Source organism: Stenotrophomonas sp. YJH_SMC_36, from assembly GCF_059369935.1.
This window is the reverse complement of sequence record NZ_JCAFTD010000008.1, coordinates 42,402-61,581: the sequence shown is the minus strand read 5'-3', so window position 1 is coordinate 61,581 and position 19,180 is coordinate 42,402. Positions and strand designations below refer to the sequence as shown.

Genomic DNA, 19,180 nt, shown 5'->3' with positions numbered 1-19,180 from the left:
CAGTTGCAACGAGGCCCCTGTGGGCAAACTGACCTTGGCCGGCGTCGATGCGCTGCGCTCCCGCTTCAACGACGACGACGCCTGTGATGGCGCGCTGGCGGCCTTCGCTGATCCGGCCGCCCTGCGTGCACCGCTGCGGGACCTGTTGGACGCCGAACACCGGTTCCTGCAGGCCGAGTACGAAGTGGCGCAGGTGGCCGATGTGCTGCGCCGCGACCAGAAGTACGCGCCGGTGGGCCGGCCGTCGGTGCATATCGTGCAGCTGCGCAAGCAGCAGGCGGCGACCAGGCAGGCCGCGTTGATCGCACGTCAGGTGGTGGCGCAGGCCGCGCAGACCTTCGTGCGGGTGAGTGGCATGACGGTGAAGGCCAAGCAGAGCCCGAGCGAGGCGTGTGCAGCGTGGCTGGGCGCGCTGCGCTGAGCGCACGTACCCGGTAGCGGCCAACGCGCGTTCCCGGCGCTAAAAAAGAAGGCCCGCTTCGCAGCGGGCCTTCTGCCTTCTCACGACGAGTGAGCGGGGTGCATCAAGCCGCCGGCTTCTCGCCGGTGGCTTCGGTGGTGATGCGGATCTTCACTTCATCGCTGACGTTCGGGGCGTAGGCGCCCACGCCGAAATCGCTGCGCTTGAGGGTGGTGGTGGCATCGAAGCCGGCGGCCGGAACCTTGGCCATCGGGTGCTCGCCGCCGCCGTTGATGGTGACGTCCAGGGTCACCGGCTTGGTGATGTCCTTGATGGTCAGATCGCCAGTGACGGTCAGCTTGTTGGTGCCGGCCGATTCCACCTTGGTGCTCTTGAAGGTGGCCGCCGGGAACTTGGCAGCGTCGAAGAAATCGGCGCTCTTCAGGTGCTCGTCGAACTTGGCGGTGAAGCTGTTGAGGCCGCTCAGCGGCAGCTTCACTTCCACGGTGGACTTGGTCACGTCGGCGGCGTCGTACACCAGGGTGCCTTCGGCGTTGCCGAAGTGCGCGCTCGGGTTGGAGAAGCCGAAGTGGCTCCACTGTGCCAGCACGTCGGTGTGGCTCGGGTCGAGCTTGTAGGTGCCCGAGGCGATCTGGATCGCTTCGGCGGCCGGCGCGGCAGCGGCAGCATCGGCAGCCGGGGTGGCGGCCGGCTGTTCGGTGGCGGCCGGAGCGGCGGCATCAGCGGCCGGGGCAGCGGTATCGGCCGGCTTGGAGCAGGCGGCGATGGCCAGGGTCAGGGCCAGCGGCAGCAGCAGTTTACGGGTGGCGCTCATCTGAGGAACTCTCCGGATCGTAGGGTGGGTACAGGGTGCAGCAATGGCCCGCCGCAACCGGCGGGCCCGAAACCGATACAGCGACTTACGCGATGCGCGCCGCTTCGTCGAACGACAGACGCGGCAGGCGCGGGAACAGGCCCGCCGGGTCACCGTACCCCAGGTTGACCAGGAAATTCGACTTGATGCTGGTGCCGGCGAAGAAGGCTTCATCGACCTTGGCCGGGTCGAAGCCGGACATCGGGCCGGCATCCAGGCCCAGCGCGCGCGCGGCCAGGATCAGGTAGGCGCCCTGCAGGCTGCCGTTGCGGATGGCGGCCTCGTGGCGGCCTTCCTGCGGGCCGTCGAACCAGGACTTGGCGTCGGCGTGCGGGAACAGGTACGGCAGCTTCTCGTGGAAATCCAGGTCGAAACCGATGATGACGGTGACCGGTGCGGCCATGGTCTTGTCATGGTTGCCTTCGGACAGCGCCGGGGCCAGCTTGGCCTTGGCTTCGGCCGACTTCACGAACACGAAGCGCGCCGGGCTGGCGTTGGCCGCGGTCGGGCCCCACTTCACCAGCTCGTACAGTTCCTGCAGCAGGCTGTCGTCCACCGGGGTGTCGAGGAAGGCATTCTGGGTGCGGGCGGTGCGGAACAGCTGATCCAGTGCGGCGGCGTCAAGCGCGTGGGACATCGGTGCATCTCCAGGGCGGCGAAGGGGAGTCAGTGCCCGCGGGCAACGCGGGGCGAAACGACCAGCCGCAGTGTAGAGTGTCGCGACTGTTGCAACACCCAGCAGGGCTGAAACGAATTAATGCCAATGGTGAAACGATCGAGCGCACCGTGGACGGTCACCGATGGCCGTGCAGGCAATGTCCGCCAGGCGGTCGCGCTGGCCTCGGCGCTGCGCCAGGGCACCTATCGGCCGGTGGTGCTGCAGCCTCGGGCGCCCTGGCGCTGGATGTCACCACGGCGCCTGCCCGGTGACGTGAACGGCTACGGCGATGCGTTCGCGGCGCTGGCTGCCGAGCGCCCCGCGCTGGCGATCGGCTGTGGCCGCCAGGCCGCCGGTGCGCTGCGCGTGCTGCGCGCACGCGGCACGCAGGTGGTGCAGATCCTCGACCCGCGCATCGGCGCCCGCCACTGGGACATGGTGGTGGTACCCGAGCATGACCGCCTGCGCGGCAGCAATGTGCTGACCCTGATCGGCAGCCTCAACCCGGTCGATGACGACTGGCTGGCCTGGGGACGGGCCGCGTTCGCCGGCTTCAGCACCCTGCCCGGTCCGCGCACTGCACTGCTGGTGGGCGGCCCGACGCCGCTGGCGCCCTGGGACGAAACGGCGATGGTCGGTGTGTTCCGCGCCCTGGCCGCGCAGATCCGCAGCGAAGGCGGCAGCCTGCTGGCCACCACCTCGCGACGCACCCCGCCGGCACTGGCCGAGATCCTGCGCGCGACCTTCGCCGACCTGCCGCACGTGATCTGGGGCGATGGCGGCGACGGGGTGAATCCGTATGGCGGCCTGCTCGGCTGGGCCAACCGGGTGGTGGTATCGCCCGATTCGGTGAACCTGCTCTCTGAAGCCTGCGCCACGCGCATGCCGGTGATGGTGGCGCTGGCGGAGACCGCGCAGGGACGCCTCGCCCGCTTCCAGCAGCAGCTGCACGAGCGCGGGCGATTGCAGACACGCTGGCTGGACTGGCAGTACGACCGCATCGAACCACTGCGCGAAACCGCGCGCATCGCCGCCGAGGTCAGGGCGCGGCTGGCATTGGGGTAACGCCCCACCGTTGACGGCTGGTGTGTTCCTGAACGGGTGGTTTTGGATTTGCCTTTGGCCGGGCGGATAATGGGCGATTCCCCTTGTCCTCCTGGCTCGCCATGTCCGTGCGTCCTGCCCCCGTTTTTGCCCCGCTGACCCCGCGCGCCCTGGTGCTGGCCGTGCTGGCGATGGGCGCGGTGGTGCTGCTGTCGAACGTGCTGGTGCAGTACCCGATCAACGACTGGCTGACCTGGGGTGCGTTCAGCTATCCCGTCGCGTTCCTGGTGAGCAATCTGATCAACCGTCGCTTCGGCCCGGGACCCGCCCGGCGCGTGGCCTGGATAGGTTTCGCGGTGGCGGTGCTGTTGTCGGTCTGGGTGGCGACGCCGCGCATCGCCATCGCATCGTGCTCGGCCTTCATCGTGGCGCAGCTGCTGGACATCACCGTGTTCGACCGCCTGCGCCGGGGCAGCTGGTGGCGTGCGCCGATGGTAGCCACCACCTGCAGCGCGACGGTGGACACCACGATCTTCTGGTCGATCGCCTTTGCCGGTTCCAGCCTGCCGTGGGTGAGCTGGGCGGCGGGCGATCTGGCCGTGAAGCTGGCCATCGGCGTGTGCCTGCTGGCGCCGTTCCGCGCGCTGCTGTGGAAGATGGCGCCTCTGCGCGCGGAAAGCGCGCGGTGATTCCGCCGGGCATGGCCCGGCGCTACCGCTGCGTTTGTTTGGATGACGCCGGCATGGCGCAGCGCGCCTGTTCGGGTAGCGCCGGGCCATGCCCGGCGGCCTCGCCGCCGATCAGCCGAACGGCAGGCCGGCCGCCCGGCAGGCCGCACTGATTGCTGCGCAGGCCGCTTCGATGGCCGGTGTGGTCGGTGCCAGCCGCGGGCGACGGTCCAGCGTGCAGGCCAGGCCCACATCCAGCAGAGTGGCATGCGCAGCGTGCAGTGCCTGCGCGGTGGCGGCCGGCAGGAATTCCGCTGCGGCCAATGCATCGATCAACGACGGCGTATCGCGGGGTGACAGCAGCGCCGGTACCTGTGCACTGCGCTCGAGCACACCGGTCTGCAGCAGGAACTCCAGGTCCACCACGCCACCGGCGCCCTGCTTCAGGTCGATGCGCGCGGCATCGCTGCGGTCCAGTTCGGTGCGCATGCGCCCTCGCATCTTCAGCACATCGGCATAGAGGGTGGCGGGGTCGCGTGCACGGCCCAGGGTCTGCTCACGCACCTGCTCGAAGTCGGCCAGCAGGCTGGCATCACCGGCCACGCCGCGCGCACGCACCAGCGCCTGATGCTCCCAGGTCCACGCGCGTTCGCGCTGGTATTCGGTGTAACTGGCCAGGGACGAGACCAGCGAGCCTTTGCCGCCGTCCGGCCGCAGGCGCACGTCGATGTCGTACAGCCGACCGGCGGCGGTGACCGCGCCGAGCAGGGCCATCACCTTCTGTGCCAGCCGCGCGTACCAGCGTCCCGGCTCCAGCGCGCGCGCGCCATCGCTGGCCTCCACGCCCGCCGGATGATCGTGCAGGAACACCAGGTCCAGATCGGAACCGAAGCCGAGTTCGAGGCCCCCCAGGCTGCCATAGCCGATGATCGCAAAGCGCCCGCCGGGAATGCCGCCGTGCGCGGCCTGCATGTCGGACTCGGCCATGGCCAGCACCGTGACCACCACCGCCTGCGCCAGCTCGGCCAGTTGGCGGGTGCTGTCGACCGCGCCCTGGCGGCCGTCCAGCGTGGCCATCGCCATGCGGAAACTCAGGGCCAGCCGGGTTTCGTTGAGCCAGCGCAATGCGGCTTCCGGGTCTTCGACCGTCAGCGCCTGCTGGCATTCGGCCAGCATGCCGGCCGCATCCGGCATCGGGCCGGACACGCGCACGTCCAGCAGTTCGTCCAGCAGCAACGGATAGGCCGCCAGGCGCTCGGCCAGCAGCGCGCTGCGCGCCAGCACATCCACCAGCCGCGCCAGCGCACTGGGCTGTTCGTCCAGCAGGGCCAGATAACTGGTCCGGCGCAGCACCGCCTGCAGCAGGCCGAGTACGCGCTTCAGTGCGGCATCCGGTTGCGGCGAGCGCGTGGCGGCGTGCAGCAGCGCCGGCAGCACGCGGTCCAGCCGCGCGCGCGCGGCGTCGGACAGCGACTTCACGCCGGTGCTCTGCGCGAAATCGCGCAGCGACTGATCGGCGCCGTTCGCATCGAGGAAACCGGCTTCGGCCAGCAACGGCGCGTCACTGCCACCGGGCAGGCTCCGCCAGTAGTTGGCCAGCGCATCCGGCGCCGCCTGGCCCTTGCGCGGTGCCAGCAATGCAGCGAACTCGGTGCTGACCCGCTGCTGCTGCACGGTCAGTGCGGCGCGCAGCGCCTCCCAGTCCGGGTAACCCAGGCCCAGGGCGATGCGCTCGCGGTCGATCGCATCGCTGGGCAGCACATGCGTCTGCGCATCGCGCAGCATCTGCAGCCGGTTCTCCAGGCGGCGCAGGAACAGGTAGGCCTGCTCCAGCGATGCGCCGTCTTCGGGCGCGATCTGGCCCGCCGCCACCAGCGCCTGCAGCGCCACCAGCAGGCGACGTTCACGCAGGGCCGGTTCGCGGCCGCCACGGATCAGCTGCAGTGCCTGGCACAGGAATTCGATTTCGCGGATGCCACCGGCACCGCGTTTGATGTCTTCATGCAGTTCGCGGCGGGCGACTTCAGCCGTGATCGCAGCCTTCATCTCGCGCAGTCCGTCCAGCGCGGTGAAGTCCAGATAGCGTCGATAGACGAACGGGCGCAGCGTCTGCAGCCACGCCTCACCGGCGGCGATATCACCGGCCACGGCACGTGCCTTCAACCAGGCGTAGCGTTCCCAGTCGCGGCCCTCCCGCTGGAAGTACTGGTCCATCGCAGCGAACGACAGCGCAACGCGGCCGGCACTGCCGAACGGGCGCAGGCGCAGGTCGACGCGGTGGCTGAAGCCATCGACGGTGGTTTCATCCAGCAGCTTGGCCAGGCGCTGGCCGAGCCGCGCGAAGTATTCTTCGGCGGCCAGCGGACGCGGTCCGTCCGATTCACCGCCCTGCGGGTAGGCGTAGACCAGGTCGATGTCGGAGCTGAAGTTGAGTTCGCCACCGCCGAGCTTGCCCAGGCCAAATACGACAAGTTGCTCGACGCGGCCCTCGTCATCACGGATCACGCCGTGGCGCTGTGCGAATTCCTGCTGCAGGGCGTCCAGCGCCAGCCGCAGGCAGTCTTCGGCCAGGGCGGTGGCGCCGGCCAGTGTCTGCGCCACGTCATCCAACCCGACCAGATCGCGCCAGACCAGGCGCGTCGACATCGCTGCACGCCAACGCCGCAGCTGCGCCGGCCATTCACCGGGCTGCACCGGGTCGAGCACCGGCGTCGGCAACGGCGGGCACCCCGGCTGGGCCAATTGCGACAACAGGCCGGGCTGCCGCACCAGCGTGTCCAGAGCGAAGTCACTGGCGATGGCCAGGTGGGTCAGCAGGGGCCGCAGGTCGGCCGGAATCGGTTCCGGAACCACCTGGGCCAGGCGCGACAGGGCACGATCAACCAGGGGCTGCAGCGCGGCGGGCAGTTCGGCGGGGGCGAGGGTCATGCGTTGATTCTCGCGGCGCCGGGCGCCTTTGCCAACGGCGGGAAGTCGCTGCGCCGCCGTCCATCGCGCGCATTCATCCTGGGCAGCGGGCAATAAAAAAGCCCGCTTGCAGCGAACTGCCAGCGGGCTCTGCTCCCTCCCCCACGTCGGGATGCAGGGCCATCCTGCGGGCTGCGAAAGGACTTTGCACGCTGCACTGCAAAACAGAACCGGCGGGTATGGATAGCCCCGCCCGCGAAAAGCCATTCCACGAAGGTAGCCCCCCCGTACGCCGGGGGATGGCCGATAATCGAGGCTCCCCCCAGAAACACTGTCGTCATGTCTGTTGATCGCATCGCCAACGCGCGTCTCCGCGACCGCGTGGTCTCCGCCGAGGCCGCAGCCGCGCTGATCCAGCCGGGTGAAACCGTGGCCATGAGCGGGTTTACCGGCTCGGGCTATCCCAAGGCCGTCCCCGTGGAACTGGCGCGCCGCATCGAAGCGGTACATGCCCAGGGCCAGCCCTTCCAGATCAAGCTGATGACCGGCGCCTCCACCGCGCCGGAGCTGGACGGTGCGCTGGCCAAGGCCGATGGCATCGCCATGCGCATGCCCTTCCAGAGCGACCCGGATGCGCGCAACCGCATCAATGAAGGCAAGCTGGATTACATCGACATCCACCTCAGCCACGTTGCCCAGCACGTCTGGTTCGGCTTCTACGGCGAGATCGACACCGCCGTGGTGGAAGTCTCGGCCATCCGCGAGGACGGCTCGCTGGTGCCGTCCACCTCGGTCGGCAACAACAAGACCTGGCTGGACCTGGCGAAGAAGGTGATCGTCGAGGTCAACGAGTGGCAGCCGGCCGGCGTCGATGGCATGCATGACATCTACTACGGCACCGCGCTGCCGCCGCATCGCAAGCCGATTCCGCTGGTCAACGCCAACGACCGCATCGGCGATACCGCGCTGCGCTGCGACCCCGACAAGATCGTGGCGGTGGTCCGCACCAACGGCCCGGACCGCAACAGCCCGTTCAGCCCGATCGATGCGACCAGCGAGCAGATCGCCGCGCACCTGATCGACTTCCTCAAGCACGAAGTGAAGCACGGCCGGCTGCCGCCGAACCTGCTGCCGCTGCAGTCCGGCGTGGGCAATATCCCCAATGCGGTGCTGGCAGGCCTGGCCAGCAGTGGTTTCCGTGATCTGGCCGCGTTCACCGAGGTGATCCAGGACGGCATGCTCGACCTGCTGCGCGACGGCGTGCTGAGCTATGCCTCGTGCACGGGCTTCGCGCTGAGCCCGCAGGCCAACGAGACGTTCAAGGAGAACATCGACTTCTACCGCGAGCGCATCATCATGCGCACGCAGGAAATCTCCAACCATCCCGAGCTCGTGCGCCGGCTGGGCTGCATCGGCATGAACGGCATGATCGAGGTGGACCTGTACGGCAACGTCAATTCGACGCACGTGATGGGCACGCGGATCATGAACGGCATCGGCGGCTCTGGTGACTTTGCCCGCAACGGGTTCCTGTCGGCGTTCCTCAGCCCGTCCACGGCGAAGAACGGCACCATCTCGGCGATCGTGCCGATGGCCAGCCACGTCGACCACACCGAACACGATGTCTCGGTGATCGTCACCGAGCAGGGCCTGGCCGATCTGCGCGGCCTGACCCCGCGCAAGCGTGCGCAGGTGCTGATCGACAACTGCGCGCATCCGGATTTCCGCCCGCAGCTGCAGGACTACTTCGACCGCGCCAGCCGTGAGAGCTATGGCAAGCACACCCCGCACCTGCTGCCGGAAGCGTTGTCCTGGCACCAGCGGTGGCTGGATACGGGCACGATGAAGGGTTGAGGCATAGGGTTCGCCGGGCATGGCCCGGCGCTACCGCTGCATTGTCCCTGGTAGCGCCGGGCCATGCCCGGCGAGCAACGCATCAACCGCGCAGGCTCGCCAGTGATTCGGCCTGCAGGCGCTCGTAGATGTCGAACTCATCGTTCACCGGCACGCCCAACGCCTGCTCGAACGCTTCGCGGTTGGCATGTGCGGCATAGGCGCGCTGCTCTTCGCCACCCAGGTTCGACTGGAAGATGCCTGCGGCGCTGACCGGCAGGAAATCCTCGTAGACGATCGGGTCGGCCACCACCAGCCCCGCCGCGATCAGGGCTTCCGCCGGCAGGTCACCGATCCCGCCAGGCGCGGCGCGGCCGGCCTCGGTCAGCTGGTAGCGGAAGTAGCCCAGACCCTCGCGGCGCAGGGTGTCATGGTCGTCCGGGAACGCTGCGAACGCTGCCTGCAGGCGCCGGCCATAGTCGCCACCGGTGCTGCCGGCACCTTCGCTGTTGCGCGCCTGCGCCAGCAGCTGGTCGTACAGCGCGCGCCCCTTCGGCGTCAGGGCCAGGCCACGCTGCTCGATCTCGCCGAACCGCGCGGTGTGGGTGCCGGCATCACCGCCCTGCTCATCGGGGAAATGCACGGCTTCTTCCAGCGCTTTGAAACTGGTCTGCCGCAGCAGGATCGGACAGGCGCGGCGCGGCGGACCTTCGATGACCGCCTTGGCGGCCATCCCCTGCTCGATCATCGCTGCCTGCGCGGCATCGATGTCCAGCGTGCGCGGGGTCAGGTGGTTGATGTGCGGGCCACGGAAGCTGACCACGTCGGCCACCAGCCGGTGTGCCTGGTGCAGCGCATGGTAGGTCGGCAGGTCGACGGTGGCGTCACCGTGCCAGCGGAAGGTCTCCAGCGCCTCCGCCACGAAGCGCTCGGCGTCGTGCTGCGACAGCCCGCCATCGCGCTCGGCCTGGTCGATCAGGGCCAGGGCGGCATCGGTGAAGATGCGGCGGCGGGCCAGGATCTGCGCCGACTGCGCACGCAGGGCCTCGTCCTCGATCAGTTCCAGGCGCAGCAGCGAGGTGAACACGCGGAACGGATTCTGCGCCAGCGCCGCACCGGTGAGCGGGCGGAACGCGGTGGAATGCACCGGCACACCGGCCACCGACAGGTCGTAGTAGCCGACCGGAAACATCCCCATCACCGCGAACAGGCGGCGCAGGGTGGCCAGCTCCTGCACGGTGCCGACGCGGATCGCGCCGTGCCGCTCCTCGTCCAGCCGGCCGCGCTCATCGTTGCGCTGCAGCTGCGCAGCCAATGCAGGGTCCTGCGCCAGCACCTGCGCGTTGATCCGCTCCACCAGTTCCACCAGCGTGCCGTACAGCGGCACTTCGGTGCGGTACATGCGGGACATGGCCTGGGCGAACAGGCGGCGGATCACATCAGGCGAAACGAAAGAGGCGCTCATCAGTCACTCGATTACGGGAACGGGGAACAGCTCGGCCCCGTATTGTCGCCGGAGCGCGGGGCCGGCGGCGATATGCAGAGCAGCATGGAGCGGACCGGCGCTACCGGTTGAGCTGGCGCTTCAGGGTGGCATCCAGGGTGATCGGCCGGTCCCAATGCTCATAGCTGGCCACGATGGCGTGGCGCACGGCGCGGTAGTGCAGGTTGTCCGGTGCCTTGGGCATCCGCTTCACCACGGCCTGCCAGCCGCCGGCCGGGTCACGGCTGAAGGCACGCACGCTGTCGCGGCAGGTCTGGCCGCTGGCCTTGGCCCAGAAGCAGGCGAAGTACAGGTCACCCGCCTGCCAGCCGTGGGTGCTGAACAGCGCGCTGACATAGCCACGCGGCACATCGGCATAGCGCGAGACCTCGTCGAGGAAGGCATCGGGGTAGCGCTCGGCGTAGTGGTTGATGTCGCGCAGCTGGGCGTCGATCCAGCGGTCGCCGGTGTCCACCTCATAGGCTGCCGAGCGTTCGGCCGTCTGCTGTGCCAGCACGGTGGCCGGCGCCAGCAGCAGGAGCATCAGCAGCGTGAGCAGGCGAGCATTCATGCCCCGATTCTGCCGCAGCCGTCGCGCCCTGTCAGGCCGCGACGCTGGCCTTGGCTTCGATCGCGGCCAGTGCGGCCGGCCAGTCCCAGGCGGTATCGGCGCTGACCATGCGCGGCTCGTCGTCGGCCACGCCATGCTGGGTCTCGTGCGCCCAGGTGACCGCATAGGGCGTATGGATGCCCCAGCCCCCGAGCGTGACCACCGGCTCGATGTCCGAGCGCAGCGAATTGCCGACCATCACGAAGCGCTCGATCGGCAGGTCGAACTCGGCCAGCACGCGAGCATAGGTTGCCGGGTCCTTCTCCGAGACGATCTCGATGCGCGGGAACAGTTCATGCAGCCGGGCGACGTTGATCTTCGCTTCCTGGTGGAACAGGTCGCCCTTGGTGATCAGCACCACCGGATAGTGCTCGGCGATGGCCGCCACCGATTCACGCACACCGTCGATCAGCTCGACCGGATGGCGCAGGGTGTCGTGGCCGATATCGAGGATGCGCTGGATGTCCCTGGCCTCGATGCGCTGGCCGGTGATGTCGATGGCCGCCTCGATCATCGACAGCGCCATGCCTTTCACGCCGTAACCGAACACGCCCAGGTTGCGCTGCTGCACTTCCAGCAGGTGACGGGCGGTCTGGGTGTCGTGCACGTCGATGTAGCGCGACAGCAGGTCAAGGTAGTCCTGCTCGGCCTTGCGGTAGTAGTCCTCGCTCTTCCACAGCGTGTCGTCACCGTCAAAACCGACCAGGCCGATGGCGCGCGCGGGCGCAGGCGTGGAGGTGTTCATCGGACAAGGATACAGGCGCGGCGAGGGCGAAAAAAACCCGGGCGGCTGGCGCCGCCCGGGTACCCATGCACCGGTTGTCCCGAACCAACGGTGGATCAGCGGCCCTGTGCGGCGCCGCCGGCACCGGCCTGCTGGGCGGCCACATAGGCCTTGTACTCATCGGCGCTCAGCTCGCCGTCCTTGTTGGCATCGGCCTGGTCGAACACCTGGGCAAGGCCGGCGTTGACCTGTGCCTCGGACTTGCTGATGGTGCCGTTGCCGTCGGTATCGATGCTGGCCCAGGTCTGGCCGCCGCCGCTGGCCTGCGCCGATGCGGCAGCCGCTGCGTCAGTGGCCTGGTTCGCGGCCTGGCCTGCCTGCGCGGCGGCCTGCTGGGCCTGCGCTGCATCATTCTGCGCCTGTGCGGCCTGCTGCTGCGCGGTCTGTGCCATGGCCGGAATGGCCAGTACGCTGCCGGCGGCGACAATCAGGGCGATCAGGGGCTTGCGGTTGCGAATGGTCATCAGGGATGTCTCCTTGGGGTGGTGTTGCGCGGCCTGTTGTTTCCGCACGGCACCTACCCTGCCACCCCGTTTCTGAATCGATTTTGCGCCGCGACCGGCATCCACACGCGCGGTTAACCACTGCCCGGCGTGCATGCATTAGCGCGGTGGTTAGGGTGGAGTGATCGGCCCATAAGGCGAACATTCAACGCCCTTGGATTTAACCCACAGGCAACGAAAAACCTGCGTCAGTCGACGTTCTGGGACGATGACCGCGAACTGAACAACACCCATCCCAGCGCCACACCGGCGAGCGCTCCGGCAATCTCCAGCACCACGCGGCTGCCGAGTTCGTTCGGATCGTGGATGGTGGCCAGGAACAACCGCGCATACAGCGGCGACTCCAGCCGCACGATTCCCATGTAGAAGAGCTTCCATGCATCGATGCCGGCCGAGATCACCACGGCGATGACGCACGACCAGCCGATGGCATGGCCTACCGTCCAGTGCAGCAGGCGGCACAGCCGATGCCAGAGCAGGTACACCAGCAGGCCAACCAGCAATGCGATGGCGCCAGCTTCCAGGGTACCGAGCAGGCCGAAATGCAGGGGAAGATTCATCGGGTGCGCAGGAGGGGAAAGGCGGCCAGTGTACGACGGAGGGTCTCGGCGGCGCGGACCCGCCGGTGCTGCTATCGAACGGGCACGTCGTAGGCGGTCATCGGGTCCGGCTCGGGCTGCAGCGTGTAGTGCCACCACTCCTGCGCATAGTTGCTGAAGCCATGCCGGGCCATCGCCTGCAGCAGACGGGCACGGTGGGCCCGCTGTGCGTCATCCAGGCCCTCGGCCGCGGTGTGCGCCCGCGGACCGAAGAAATCGAAATCGGTGCCCATGTCCAGCGGCGTGCACGTGTCGCGCCGGCACGCCAGCAGGCCGACGTCCACGGTGGCGCCGCGACTGTGGCCCGAGCGCTCGGCGATGTAGCCTTCGCTCAACAGCTGCGGCTTTTCCAGATCCGGATACTGCAGTGACTTGCGTGACTGCTCCGCGGGGTCATGTGCCCAGGCCACGAACGCCTGCACCGCGCGCACCGGGCGATAGCAGTCGTAGATGCGCAGAGCGAAGCCCTGCGCGCGCAGATCTGCTTCGACCCGTGCCAGTGCGGTCGCGACCGGCGCCAGCAGATAACAGGCCGGCGCTTCATAGCCAGGCACGCGTGCGCCCGTGAAGTTGCCGGCGCCGGCATAGCGGATGTCCAGCTCGATTCCCGGCGACACCGTGCGGATCTCCACCAGCCCGGCCTGCGACGCATCGGTGGCCGACGATATGCGCGGCGCCTCACTGGCGTGCGCGGGGCTCGCCAGTGCAGTCGCCAATGCGAGTGAAATGCAGATCCTGGAAGTCATAGCTGAAGTCGATGTCCGGGTCGATCGCGCGCAGTTGCAGGGACGGCACCGGGCCATCGCCGGGCTGCAGCCACGCCTGCGCGTCCTCACCCAGCGTATCCCAACGCAGCAGCCAACGCTGCTGCAGCTGCATCACCCGGGCCTGCAGGCGAGGCGATTTCTCCACGCGGAACCGCAGGCCGTCGGGGCCTGGGCACAGCCAGGCGGTTCCCAGCCATGGATCCGCATAGCGGCCCTGCCACTGCGGCAAGGCCGTGCCGGATACGGCGCGCGCACCTTCCGTCGAAGGCGCCACATGCCCCTGCGCACGCTTGGACGCCTGCGCGCGCCCCAGTTCATCGAGGTAGTCGGCGGCACGCCTGCGGTCCTGCGGCGCGGTGTACGCCTTCAGCATCGACTGCATCAGTGCGGTACGTGCCTGCTCGCCCTCGCCATTGATCAGCATCACCACGCCGATGCCACGGTCGGGCAGCAGGGCCAGCGACGAATACATGCCGGACAGAGTGCCGGTATGCGCCACCTTCCAGTGGCCATCGATGTCCGACAGGCGCCAGCCGTAGCCATACCCATGCACGTGTGCGTTGTCCCAGCGCCGCTGCAAGTCACCCAGCGGCATCGGCATGTGCAGCGTCCACAGTGCCCGCCGCTGTGGCGTGTCCAGCCAGTCCGGCACAAGGTCGGGATCCAGCAGGACCTGCATCCAGCGCGTCATGTCGCGCAGCGAGCAGCGGATGCCGCCGGCTGCCATCGATGGCAGATCGGCGCTGATCTCACCATCGGTGTTGACCACCGTCGTGCGGCCGTCGCGCCGCGCATGCGGCTGGGCGACGTTGCCGACATCGCGCACCGACCAGCGGCCAACCTGGCAACGGGCCATGCCCAGCGGTTCAAACACCTGCTCGCGCATCAGCTGGTCATAGGGCTTGCCCCCTGCGGCAGCAGCCACTTCACCGGCGACCACGTACATCAGGTTGTCGTAGGCATAGCCGCTGCGGAAGCTGGTAACGGGTTTCAGATGCGCAAGCCCGGCGATGATGTCGGCGCGGGTGAAGGCATTGGGCTCGGGCCACAGCATCAGGTCACCGGCGCCCAGCCCCAGGCCACTGTTGTGGATCAGCAGATCACGCACCTGCATCTGTTGCCCCACCCAGGCGTCGTGCATGCGGAAGCCGGGCAGATGCCGCTGCACGGGGTCATCCCAGCGCAGCCGGCCCTGCTGCACCAGCCGTGCCAGCAGCGCGGCGGTCATCGCCTTGCTGTTGGAGGCGATCTTGAACAGCGTGTCCTCGTCAATGCGACCGCCATCGCCCCGCATGCCCTCGGCATGGCGGTACACCACCTGTCCCTGGTCCACCACCGCCACCGCCACCCCAGGCAGGTGCTCGCGTGCGACAACGGTGGCGATATCGGCATCGAAGCGCGCGGGCTCCGCCAGCGCAGCAGGCGAGCCGGCAAGTGCAGCAAGGACGATCAGCTGAAGCACAGGCCCGCTCCCTTGGGTCATTGCCCGCGCCGCCCCTTCGAGCGGCGCGGGCACAGCGTCAGTAGCTCCAGGTTACCGTCAGCTGCGCATAGCGCGGCGACTGGAAGCCGGTGCCATAACGATACAGCGGGTTCGGCGTACCGATGCTGTCCTGCGGTTCGTAGTCCTGGTCCACCGTCACCACACGCTGCTGGTTGAGTACGTTGTACACCGCCAGCTTCAGGCGCAGGTCGGTGGGGATCGGCACCTTGTACGACACGCTGACGTCGAGGTCGTAGGTCCACGGCGTGCGGCCATCGCCACCGCGCGGGGAATGCACGAACACGCGCTCGGACGGCACGCTCGCCTGGCAGTTGGAGACGCACACGTAATAGCTGTGGAAGTCGGTGTCGTCGAACGGATTGCCGGCGCCGAAGCGGGTGATCGGGCTGCCCGACTGCACGCCCAGCGTCGCCGCCACGCTCAGGTTCTCGGTCAACGCATAGCTGCCACGGAACTTGAACTGATGCCGCCGGTCATTGGCCAGGTAGCCGTAGCCGCGGTAGTTCACCCAGGGGTTGTCGAAATTCTCGGTGCGTCCGGCATCGGCAAAGTCGGTATCGGAGTTGACCGGACCTTCCGCGTTGCCACGGCCGTAAGCCAGCGTATAGGACGCATTGAAGCCCCACTTGCCATCCCAGGCGCGATCGACCTGCAGCTCCAGCGCCTTGTAGTCGCGCTTGGGCTTCACCCAGCCGCGCTGGCCAACATAGTTGCCGTCATCGTCATACAGCGCCCAGCCTTCCTTCGACGTATCGATGCTGATCCAGCCGTCGTTGCTGCCGTCGCAGTTGGTATCGCCCCAGACGGTATTGCTGCGCCCGGGATTGCCCATGATCCAGACGCTGTCGATGGCACCGCACTGGCCGGTGGCGGTGATGTTCATGTCATCGATGGCGTTGTGCAGGCGCCGATAGGTCACGCTGGCACCGACCGACCAGGCTTCGTTGATCATCTGCTGGAAGCCGAGGATCGCCTCGTCCTGGTAGACCGGGTCCATGTCCCGGTTCACTTCGGCACGCAGGTCCGGCACGCTGCCATCACCCTGCGAATTGTCGACCGGCCCGATCTGCGCCCCCAGGTTCGGCACGTTGTTGGCGGCACCGCTATAGCCGAGGAATTCGTACCAGGTGCGTTCGTCCAGGAAGCCACCGGCCTGCTTGATGTTGATGACGTTGGCCACCGGCAGGAAGTAGCGGCCAAGGTTGCCGAACACCTTGGTGGTGCCATCACCGCGCACGTCCCACGCGAAGCCCAGGCGCGGGGCCAGCATGTCGTCGATCTTGATGTAGCTGCTGCCGTCGCCGCCCTTGTTGTCGAAGGCTTCCAGGCGCAGGCCCATGTTCAGCAGCAGGTTCGGGGTGACCTGCCAGTTGTCTTCCAGGTAATACGCCGAGTTGATGGTTTCAAACGAGCCATCCACTTCATACCGGCGGGTGCGCGCGACCAGGCCACTGGCCGGCACGATGCCCCCATTGAGCGAGCTGCCCGGCGTGCGGTAGTAGATGTCGTAGCGGAAACCACCCGGACCGGGATAGGCGCGGCTGTAGTCGGAGGTGTTCTCTTCGCGGTCCAGGCCGAAGCGCAGCAGATGGTCGCCCAGGGTCCACTCGAAGTCGGCGCGTGCGGCCTTGCGCGTATCCAGTGCCGATTCCAGCAGCGAGCTGCTGGTGCAGCTGCGGTCGCCCTGCAGCTGCGAGGGCACGCCCTGGCTGGCGGTACGGTTGTCGAACACGCGGTTGCAGTTTTCGTCCATCAACGAGCTCTGCGCGCGGTTGCGCTTGTTCTCGCCATACATCAGCTTCATGGTCAGGTCGTTGTTGACCTGCCAGCTGTAGGTGCCCGACCAGTTCCTGCCGCCCACGGTGTTGTAGATCTGGTTGCTGCGCTCGCCTACCGTCTGGCCACTGGCATAGTCGTAGTTGTAGACATCGGTAAGCGTCTTGCTCTTGTCCGAGAAGCCGAACAGCGACAGCATCTGGTTGTCGGTGATCTGCCAGTCGATCTTGCCGCCCCAGAACGGGTCATCGGCCTTGCCCTGGCTCAGGCGTGTACCGGCATCGTTGGTCGAGGTTGGCCGGTAGTCACGGGCCTCGTACATGCCGAAGAAGAACAGCCGGTCCTGGACCAGGGCACCGGAGGCGAACACGTTGAGCGCACTGCGGCTGTAGTCGTCGCGGCTGGCGGTGATGTAGCGGCTGCCTTGGCCGTCATAGCGGTCGCGGGCCTGCGACTGCCACGCGCGGGGTTCGAACACCAGCTCGGCACCGGCCTTGAAGTCGTTGCTGCCCGAGCGGGTGACGGCGTTGATGACGCCACCGGTGCTGCGCCCGAACTCCACCGAATAGCCTCCGGTCTTGACCTGGAACTCCTGGTAGAAGGAGAACGGTACTGACGAGAAGCCCACCCGGTTGTAGAAGTCGGTGACGTTCAGTCCATTGATGTACACGGTGTTCTCGGCCACTGACGAGCCGCCGAACGAAATGCCCTGCCCGCCCAGCGAGCCCTTGCCCTTCACTGCGCCCGGCGCCAGCAGCGCAACGGCGGTGATATCACGGTCCACCGGCAGGCGCGACAGCTCCTCACGGGTGATATTGGTGGCCGATTCGGTGGACTTCACATCCACCATCGATACCACCTGCGGCGCGCGCACCTCCACCGTTCCCAGGGTACTGACCGCACCCAGCGGCACATTGACGGTGGTTGCGCTGCCCAGGCCGACGGTGACCTGGCCGACGCGGCTGGCACCGCCGCCGGGCAGGCTCACCTCCATCTCATAGGTGCCCACCGGCAGCAGCGGAATGCGATAGCTGCCGTTGGCATCGGCCTGTACGGAGCGGACGAAGCCGGTGGCCGGATTGCGCACCGTGACCGTGGCGCCGGCGGGAACCTGGCCGGCATCGCTGACCAGCCGGCCGGCGACGGAGCCATCCTGCGCGAAGGCGCCGGGCGCGATCACGCCCAGACAGGTACCCAGGGCGACGCACAGCGCCGCCCGCTTGATGTTGTATGCCTTCATCCCCTGCTCTCTCCTGCAAGAATTGAATGGTGCCGATGGTGGTGTGTCGCGCTAGCGTTGCCCGGCGGGCAGTACCTGCCACTGGAAGTCGTAGCTCCATTGGTCGAAGTACAGGTTGCCGCCTGCCCACTCGGCCTCGCCGCGCTGCGAGTCGACCGTTTCCGAGCGGAAATGCTGTTTGGCCGGCACGAACGGCTGGCCGAAATCGTCGTTGAAGGCGATGCGGTAGCCGTCGAGGCCACCCAGGTAGAAATCGCGCAGCGCAGGTACATCGCTGGCCAGTGCACCGGTGGTCACATCCATCGGCAGCCAGCCATACGGCGCCAGATAGACCTGTCCCCAGTCATGCAGGTTGTTGTAGCCGCTGCCATCGTCGGAGAACACCATGCCCGACTGCCAGCGCGCGGGAATGCCGTTCATGCGCAGCAGCGCGATCAGCAGCAGCGTCTGCTGGCCGCAGTCGGCATGGCCGGCACGCAGCGCGTAGTCGCTGATGTTGCTGAGGGTGGAATACTCGCGTGCGCCGGCCCATGGGATGCGATCGACCGCCGCGAACAGCCTGCGCACGATCTCATAGGGGCGTGTTTCGCCCTGCAGCACCTGGTCGGAAAACAGTTTCAATGCCGGCGTGAAACGCACATGCGGCAACTGTTCGCCCAGATAAGGCTGCAGCGCGGCGTCGGCCGGTGTCGGCTGCACCCGGGCCGGATCGATTGCCGTGTGGCGGGCGGACAGGGTGACCGCATAACGGATCTCGAAGCGCGTGGGCTGCCCGGCGACGGCCTTCGCTTCCAGATAGGCGGTGCGCTGCAGGGTACTGGCGGGTGCCACGCGTGCTTTGTCCGGTGTACTGCCAAGCCATTGCACGCGCTCCTGCTGGCCCGGAATCTCGCGCGGATAGGGAATCCAGGCGCGAACGGTTTCGCCCGCCGGGACCGCATCGGCCTTGACCGTGAGCGACTGCGTGAACGCGATGCGCTGCGGCAGCACCGAGCCCTGGCCGCTTTGACCGGCAGCAGCAACGACACGTGCGTGGTGCGCGTTGAGCACTTCATTCGGGCCCGGAGACGGCATCGGTGCATCGGCGCGGCGGCGTGCACGCGCTTCATCGCTGAGCAGGAACAGGTTCGAGGGCGCGCGCTTGAAGTACGCGCGCCTGCCATCGATATCGAGGTGCTCGATCAGCCCCAGCTGGTCCCAGCGCGCGAACTCCTCGTCGGTCAGATCCGGAATCCAGCGACGCACCGCCGCTTTGGCCGCCGCTTCGTCGAGGGAAAAATCCAGGCGGATGCGGCGCATGCGCTCGCGCTGGAATGCGTCGTCGGCAGCATCGCGCCCGGTCGCCAGCAGCGCCTGGGCGTCGCTGAAGCGCCCGCTGTCGATCAGGTCGATCACCTGCAGCTGCCGGCTGTCGCGCGCGTCTGCCGCGTGCGTGGCCGACGCCCACAGCAGCAGCGCGGCACACAGGCCGGCGGCGGCAGGCAGACGCGGTTTGCGAACGGCAGGATCCACAGCGACACTTCCCAAGCG

General features: G+C 67.7%; 16 protein-coding genes. 4 read left to right on the top strand and 12 right to left on the bottom strand.

Going from position 1 to position 19,180, the window contains the following annotated elements; translation table 11 throughout:
• Positions 1-19: 19 nt before the first annotated feature.
• Positions 20-421, top strand: coding sequence for a hypothetical protein (locus tag AC5P76_RS15870; protein WP_053520114.1), 402 nt, complete (start codon positions 20-22; stop codon positions 419-421).
• 103 nt (positions 422-524) lie between these two features.
• Here the strand turns inward: AC5P76_RS15870 and AC5P76_RS15865 are convergent, their stop codons facing one another.
• Together AC5P76_RS15865 and AC5P76_RS15860 are read right to left on the bottom strand one after the other, a co-directional pair.
• Entirely contained in the window at positions 525-1,235 is a 711-nt protein-coding gene (locus AC5P76_RS15865; protein WP_074902043.1) for a YceI family protein, read from the bottom strand.
• 85 nt (positions 1,236-1,320) lie between these two features.
• Positions 1,321-1,911 (bottom strand): malonic semialdehyde reductase, encoded by a 591-nt coding sequence (locus AC5P76_RS15860; protein WP_053520115.1) that lies wholly within the window; start codon positions 1,909-1,911, stop codon positions 1,321-1,323.
• A 126-nt stretch (positions 1,912-2,037) separates the two neighbouring features.
• On the opposite strand from AC5P76_RS15860, the gene AC5P76_RS15855 reads away from it, so the two are divergent.
• Positions 2,038-2,997: a mitochondrial fission ELM1 family protein gene (locus AC5P76_RS15855; protein ID WP_253119785.1), complete on the top strand. Its 960-nt coding sequence runs from the start codon at positions 2,038-2,040 to the stop codon at positions 2,995-2,997.
• A gap of 101 nt (positions 2,998-3,098) precedes the next feature.
• Complete coding sequence (locus tag AC5P76_RS15850) at positions 3,099-3,665, top strand: queuosine precursor transporter (protein WP_053520117.1); 567 nt, start codon at positions 3,099-3,101, stop codon at positions 3,663-3,665.
• A 111-nt stretch (positions 3,666-3,776) separates the two neighbouring features.
• On the opposite strand, the gene glnE is transcribed toward AC5P76_RS15850, so the two are convergent.
• Complete coding sequence (gene glnE / locus AC5P76_RS15845; RefSeq protein ID WP_253119783.1) at positions 3,777-6,572, bottom strand: bifunctional [glutamate--ammonia ligase]-adenylyl-L-tyrosine phosphorylase/[glutamate--ammonia-ligase] adenylyltransferase; 2,796 nt, start codon at positions 6,570-6,572, stop codon at positions 3,777-3,779.
• A gap of 318 nt (positions 6,573-6,890) precedes the next feature.
• On the opposite strand from glnE, the gene scpC reads away from it, so the two are divergent.
• Complete coding sequence (scpC, locus tag AC5P76_RS15840) at positions 6,891-8,405, top strand: succinyl-CoA:acetate CoA-transferase ScpC (protein ID WP_193396603.1); 1,515 nt, start codon at positions 6,891-6,893, stop codon at positions 8,403-8,405.
• An 82-nt stretch (positions 8,406-8,487) separates the two neighbouring features.
• On the opposite strand, the gene hglS is transcribed toward scpC, so the two are convergent.
• The 9 genes from hglS to AC5P76_RS15795 all read right to left on the bottom strand — a co-directional run bounded on the left by hglS (position 8,488) and on the right by AC5P76_RS15795 (position 19,162).
• Entirely contained in the window at positions 8,488-9,849 is a 1,362-nt protein-coding gene (gene hglS, locus AC5P76_RS15835) for a 2-oxoadipate dioxygenase/decarboxylase HglS (protein WP_253119781.1), read from the bottom strand.
• 100 nt (positions 9,850-9,949) lie between these two features.
• Positions 9,950-10,438 (bottom strand): hypothetical protein, encoded by a 489-nt coding sequence (locus tag AC5P76_RS15830; protein WP_053519656.1) that lies wholly within the window; start codon positions 10,436-10,438, stop codon positions 9,950-9,952.
• 31 nt (positions 10,439-10,469) lie between these two features.
• Positions 10,470-11,222, bottom strand: coding sequence for an HAD family hydrolase (locus tag AC5P76_RS15825; protein WP_053519655.1), 753 nt, complete (start codon positions 11,220-11,222; stop codon positions 10,470-10,472).
• Positions 11,223-11,317: 95 nt separating this feature from the next.
• Positions 11,318-11,725 carry an EF-hand domain-containing protein gene (locus tag AC5P76_RS15820; RefSeq protein ID WP_065175425.1) on the bottom strand — a complete coding sequence of 136 codons (408 nt, stop codon included), beginning with the start codon at positions 11,723-11,725 and terminating at the stop codon, positions 11,318-11,320.
• 227 nt (positions 11,726-11,952) lie between these two features.
• Positions 11,953-12,324, bottom strand: coding sequence for a hypothetical protein (locus AC5P76_RS15815; RefSeq protein WP_053519653.1), 372 nt, complete (start codon positions 12,322-12,324; stop codon positions 11,953-11,955).
• A 71-nt stretch (positions 12,325-12,395) separates the two neighbouring features.
• Positions 12,396-13,109, bottom strand: a complete 714-nt coding sequence (locus tag AC5P76_RS15810) for a M15 family metallopeptidase (protein WP_253119779.1) — start codon at positions 13,107-13,109, stop codon at positions 12,396-12,398.
• Complete coding sequence (locus AC5P76_RS15805; RefSeq protein ID WP_253119776.1) at positions 13,042-14,592, bottom strand: serine hydrolase domain-containing protein; 1,551 nt, start codon at positions 14,590-14,592, stop codon at positions 13,042-13,044. Before AC5P76_RS15805 ends, AC5P76_RS15810 begins: the two co-directional genes overlap by 68 nt.
• 58 nt (positions 14,593-14,650) lie before the next feature.
• Complete coding sequence (locus tag AC5P76_RS15800; protein WP_065175428.1) at positions 14,651-17,650, bottom strand: TonB-dependent receptor; 3,000 nt, start codon at positions 17,648-17,650, stop codon at positions 14,651-14,653.
• Between the two features lie 51 nt (positions 17,651-17,701).
• Entirely contained in the window at positions 17,702-19,162 is a 1,461-nt protein-coding gene (locus AC5P76_RS15795; RefSeq protein WP_253119773.1) for a transglutaminase-like domain-containing protein, read from the bottom strand.
• Positions 19,163-19,180 lie beyond the last annotated feature (18 nt).

Bases quoted from the DNA above. Each gene is read 5' to 3' on its own strand.
- AC5P76_RS15865 (WP_074902043.1), bottom strand. From the start codon at position 1,235: ATGAGCGCCACCCGTAAACTGCTGCTGCCGCTGGCCCTGACCCTGGCC.
- AC5P76_RS15860 (WP_053520115.1), bottom strand. From the start codon at position 1,911: ATGTCCCACGCGCTTGACGCCGCCGCACTGGATCAGCTGTTCCGCACC.
- AC5P76_RS15855 (WP_253119785.1), top strand. From the start codon at position 2,038: ATGGTGAAACGATCGAGCGCACCGTGGACGGTCACCGATGGCCGTGCA.
- AC5P76_RS15850 (WP_053520117.1), top strand. From the start codon at position 3,099: ATGTCCGTGCGTCCTGCCCCCGTTTTTGCCCCGCTGACCCCGCGCGCC.
- glnE (WP_253119783.1), bottom strand. From the start codon at position 6,572: ATGACCCTCGCCCCCGCCGAACTGCCCGCCGCGCTGCAGCCCCTGGTT.
- scpC (WP_193396603.1), top strand. From the start codon at position 6,891: ATGTCTGTTGATCGCATCGCCAACGCGCGTCTCCGCGACCGCGTGGTC.
- hglS (WP_253119781.1), bottom strand. From the start codon at position 9,849: ATGAGCGCCTCTTTCGTTTCGCCTGATGTGATCCGCCGCCTGTTCGCC.
- AC5P76_RS15830 (WP_053519656.1), bottom strand. From the start codon at position 10,438: ATGAATGCTCGCCTGCTCACGCTGCTGATGCTCCTGCTGCTGGCGCCG.
- AC5P76_RS15825 (WP_053519655.1), bottom strand. From the start codon at position 11,222: ATGAACACCTCCACGCCTGCGCCCGCGCGCGCCATCGGCCTGGTCGGT.
- AC5P76_RS15820 (WP_065175425.1), bottom strand. From the start codon at position 11,725: ATGACCATTCGCAACCGCAAGCCCCTGATCGCCCTGATTGTCGCCGCC.
- AC5P76_RS15815 (WP_053519653.1), bottom strand. From the start codon at position 12,324: ATGAATCTTCCCCTGCATTTCGGCCTGCTCGGTACCCTGGAAGCTGGC.
- AC5P76_RS15810 (WP_253119779.1), bottom strand. From the start codon at position 13,109: ATGACTTCCAGGATCTGCATTTCACTCGCATTGGCGACTGCACTGGCG.
- AC5P76_RS15800 (WP_065175428.1), bottom strand. From the start codon at position 17,650: ATGAAGGCATACAACATCAAGCGGGCGGCGCTGTGCGTCGCCCTGGGT.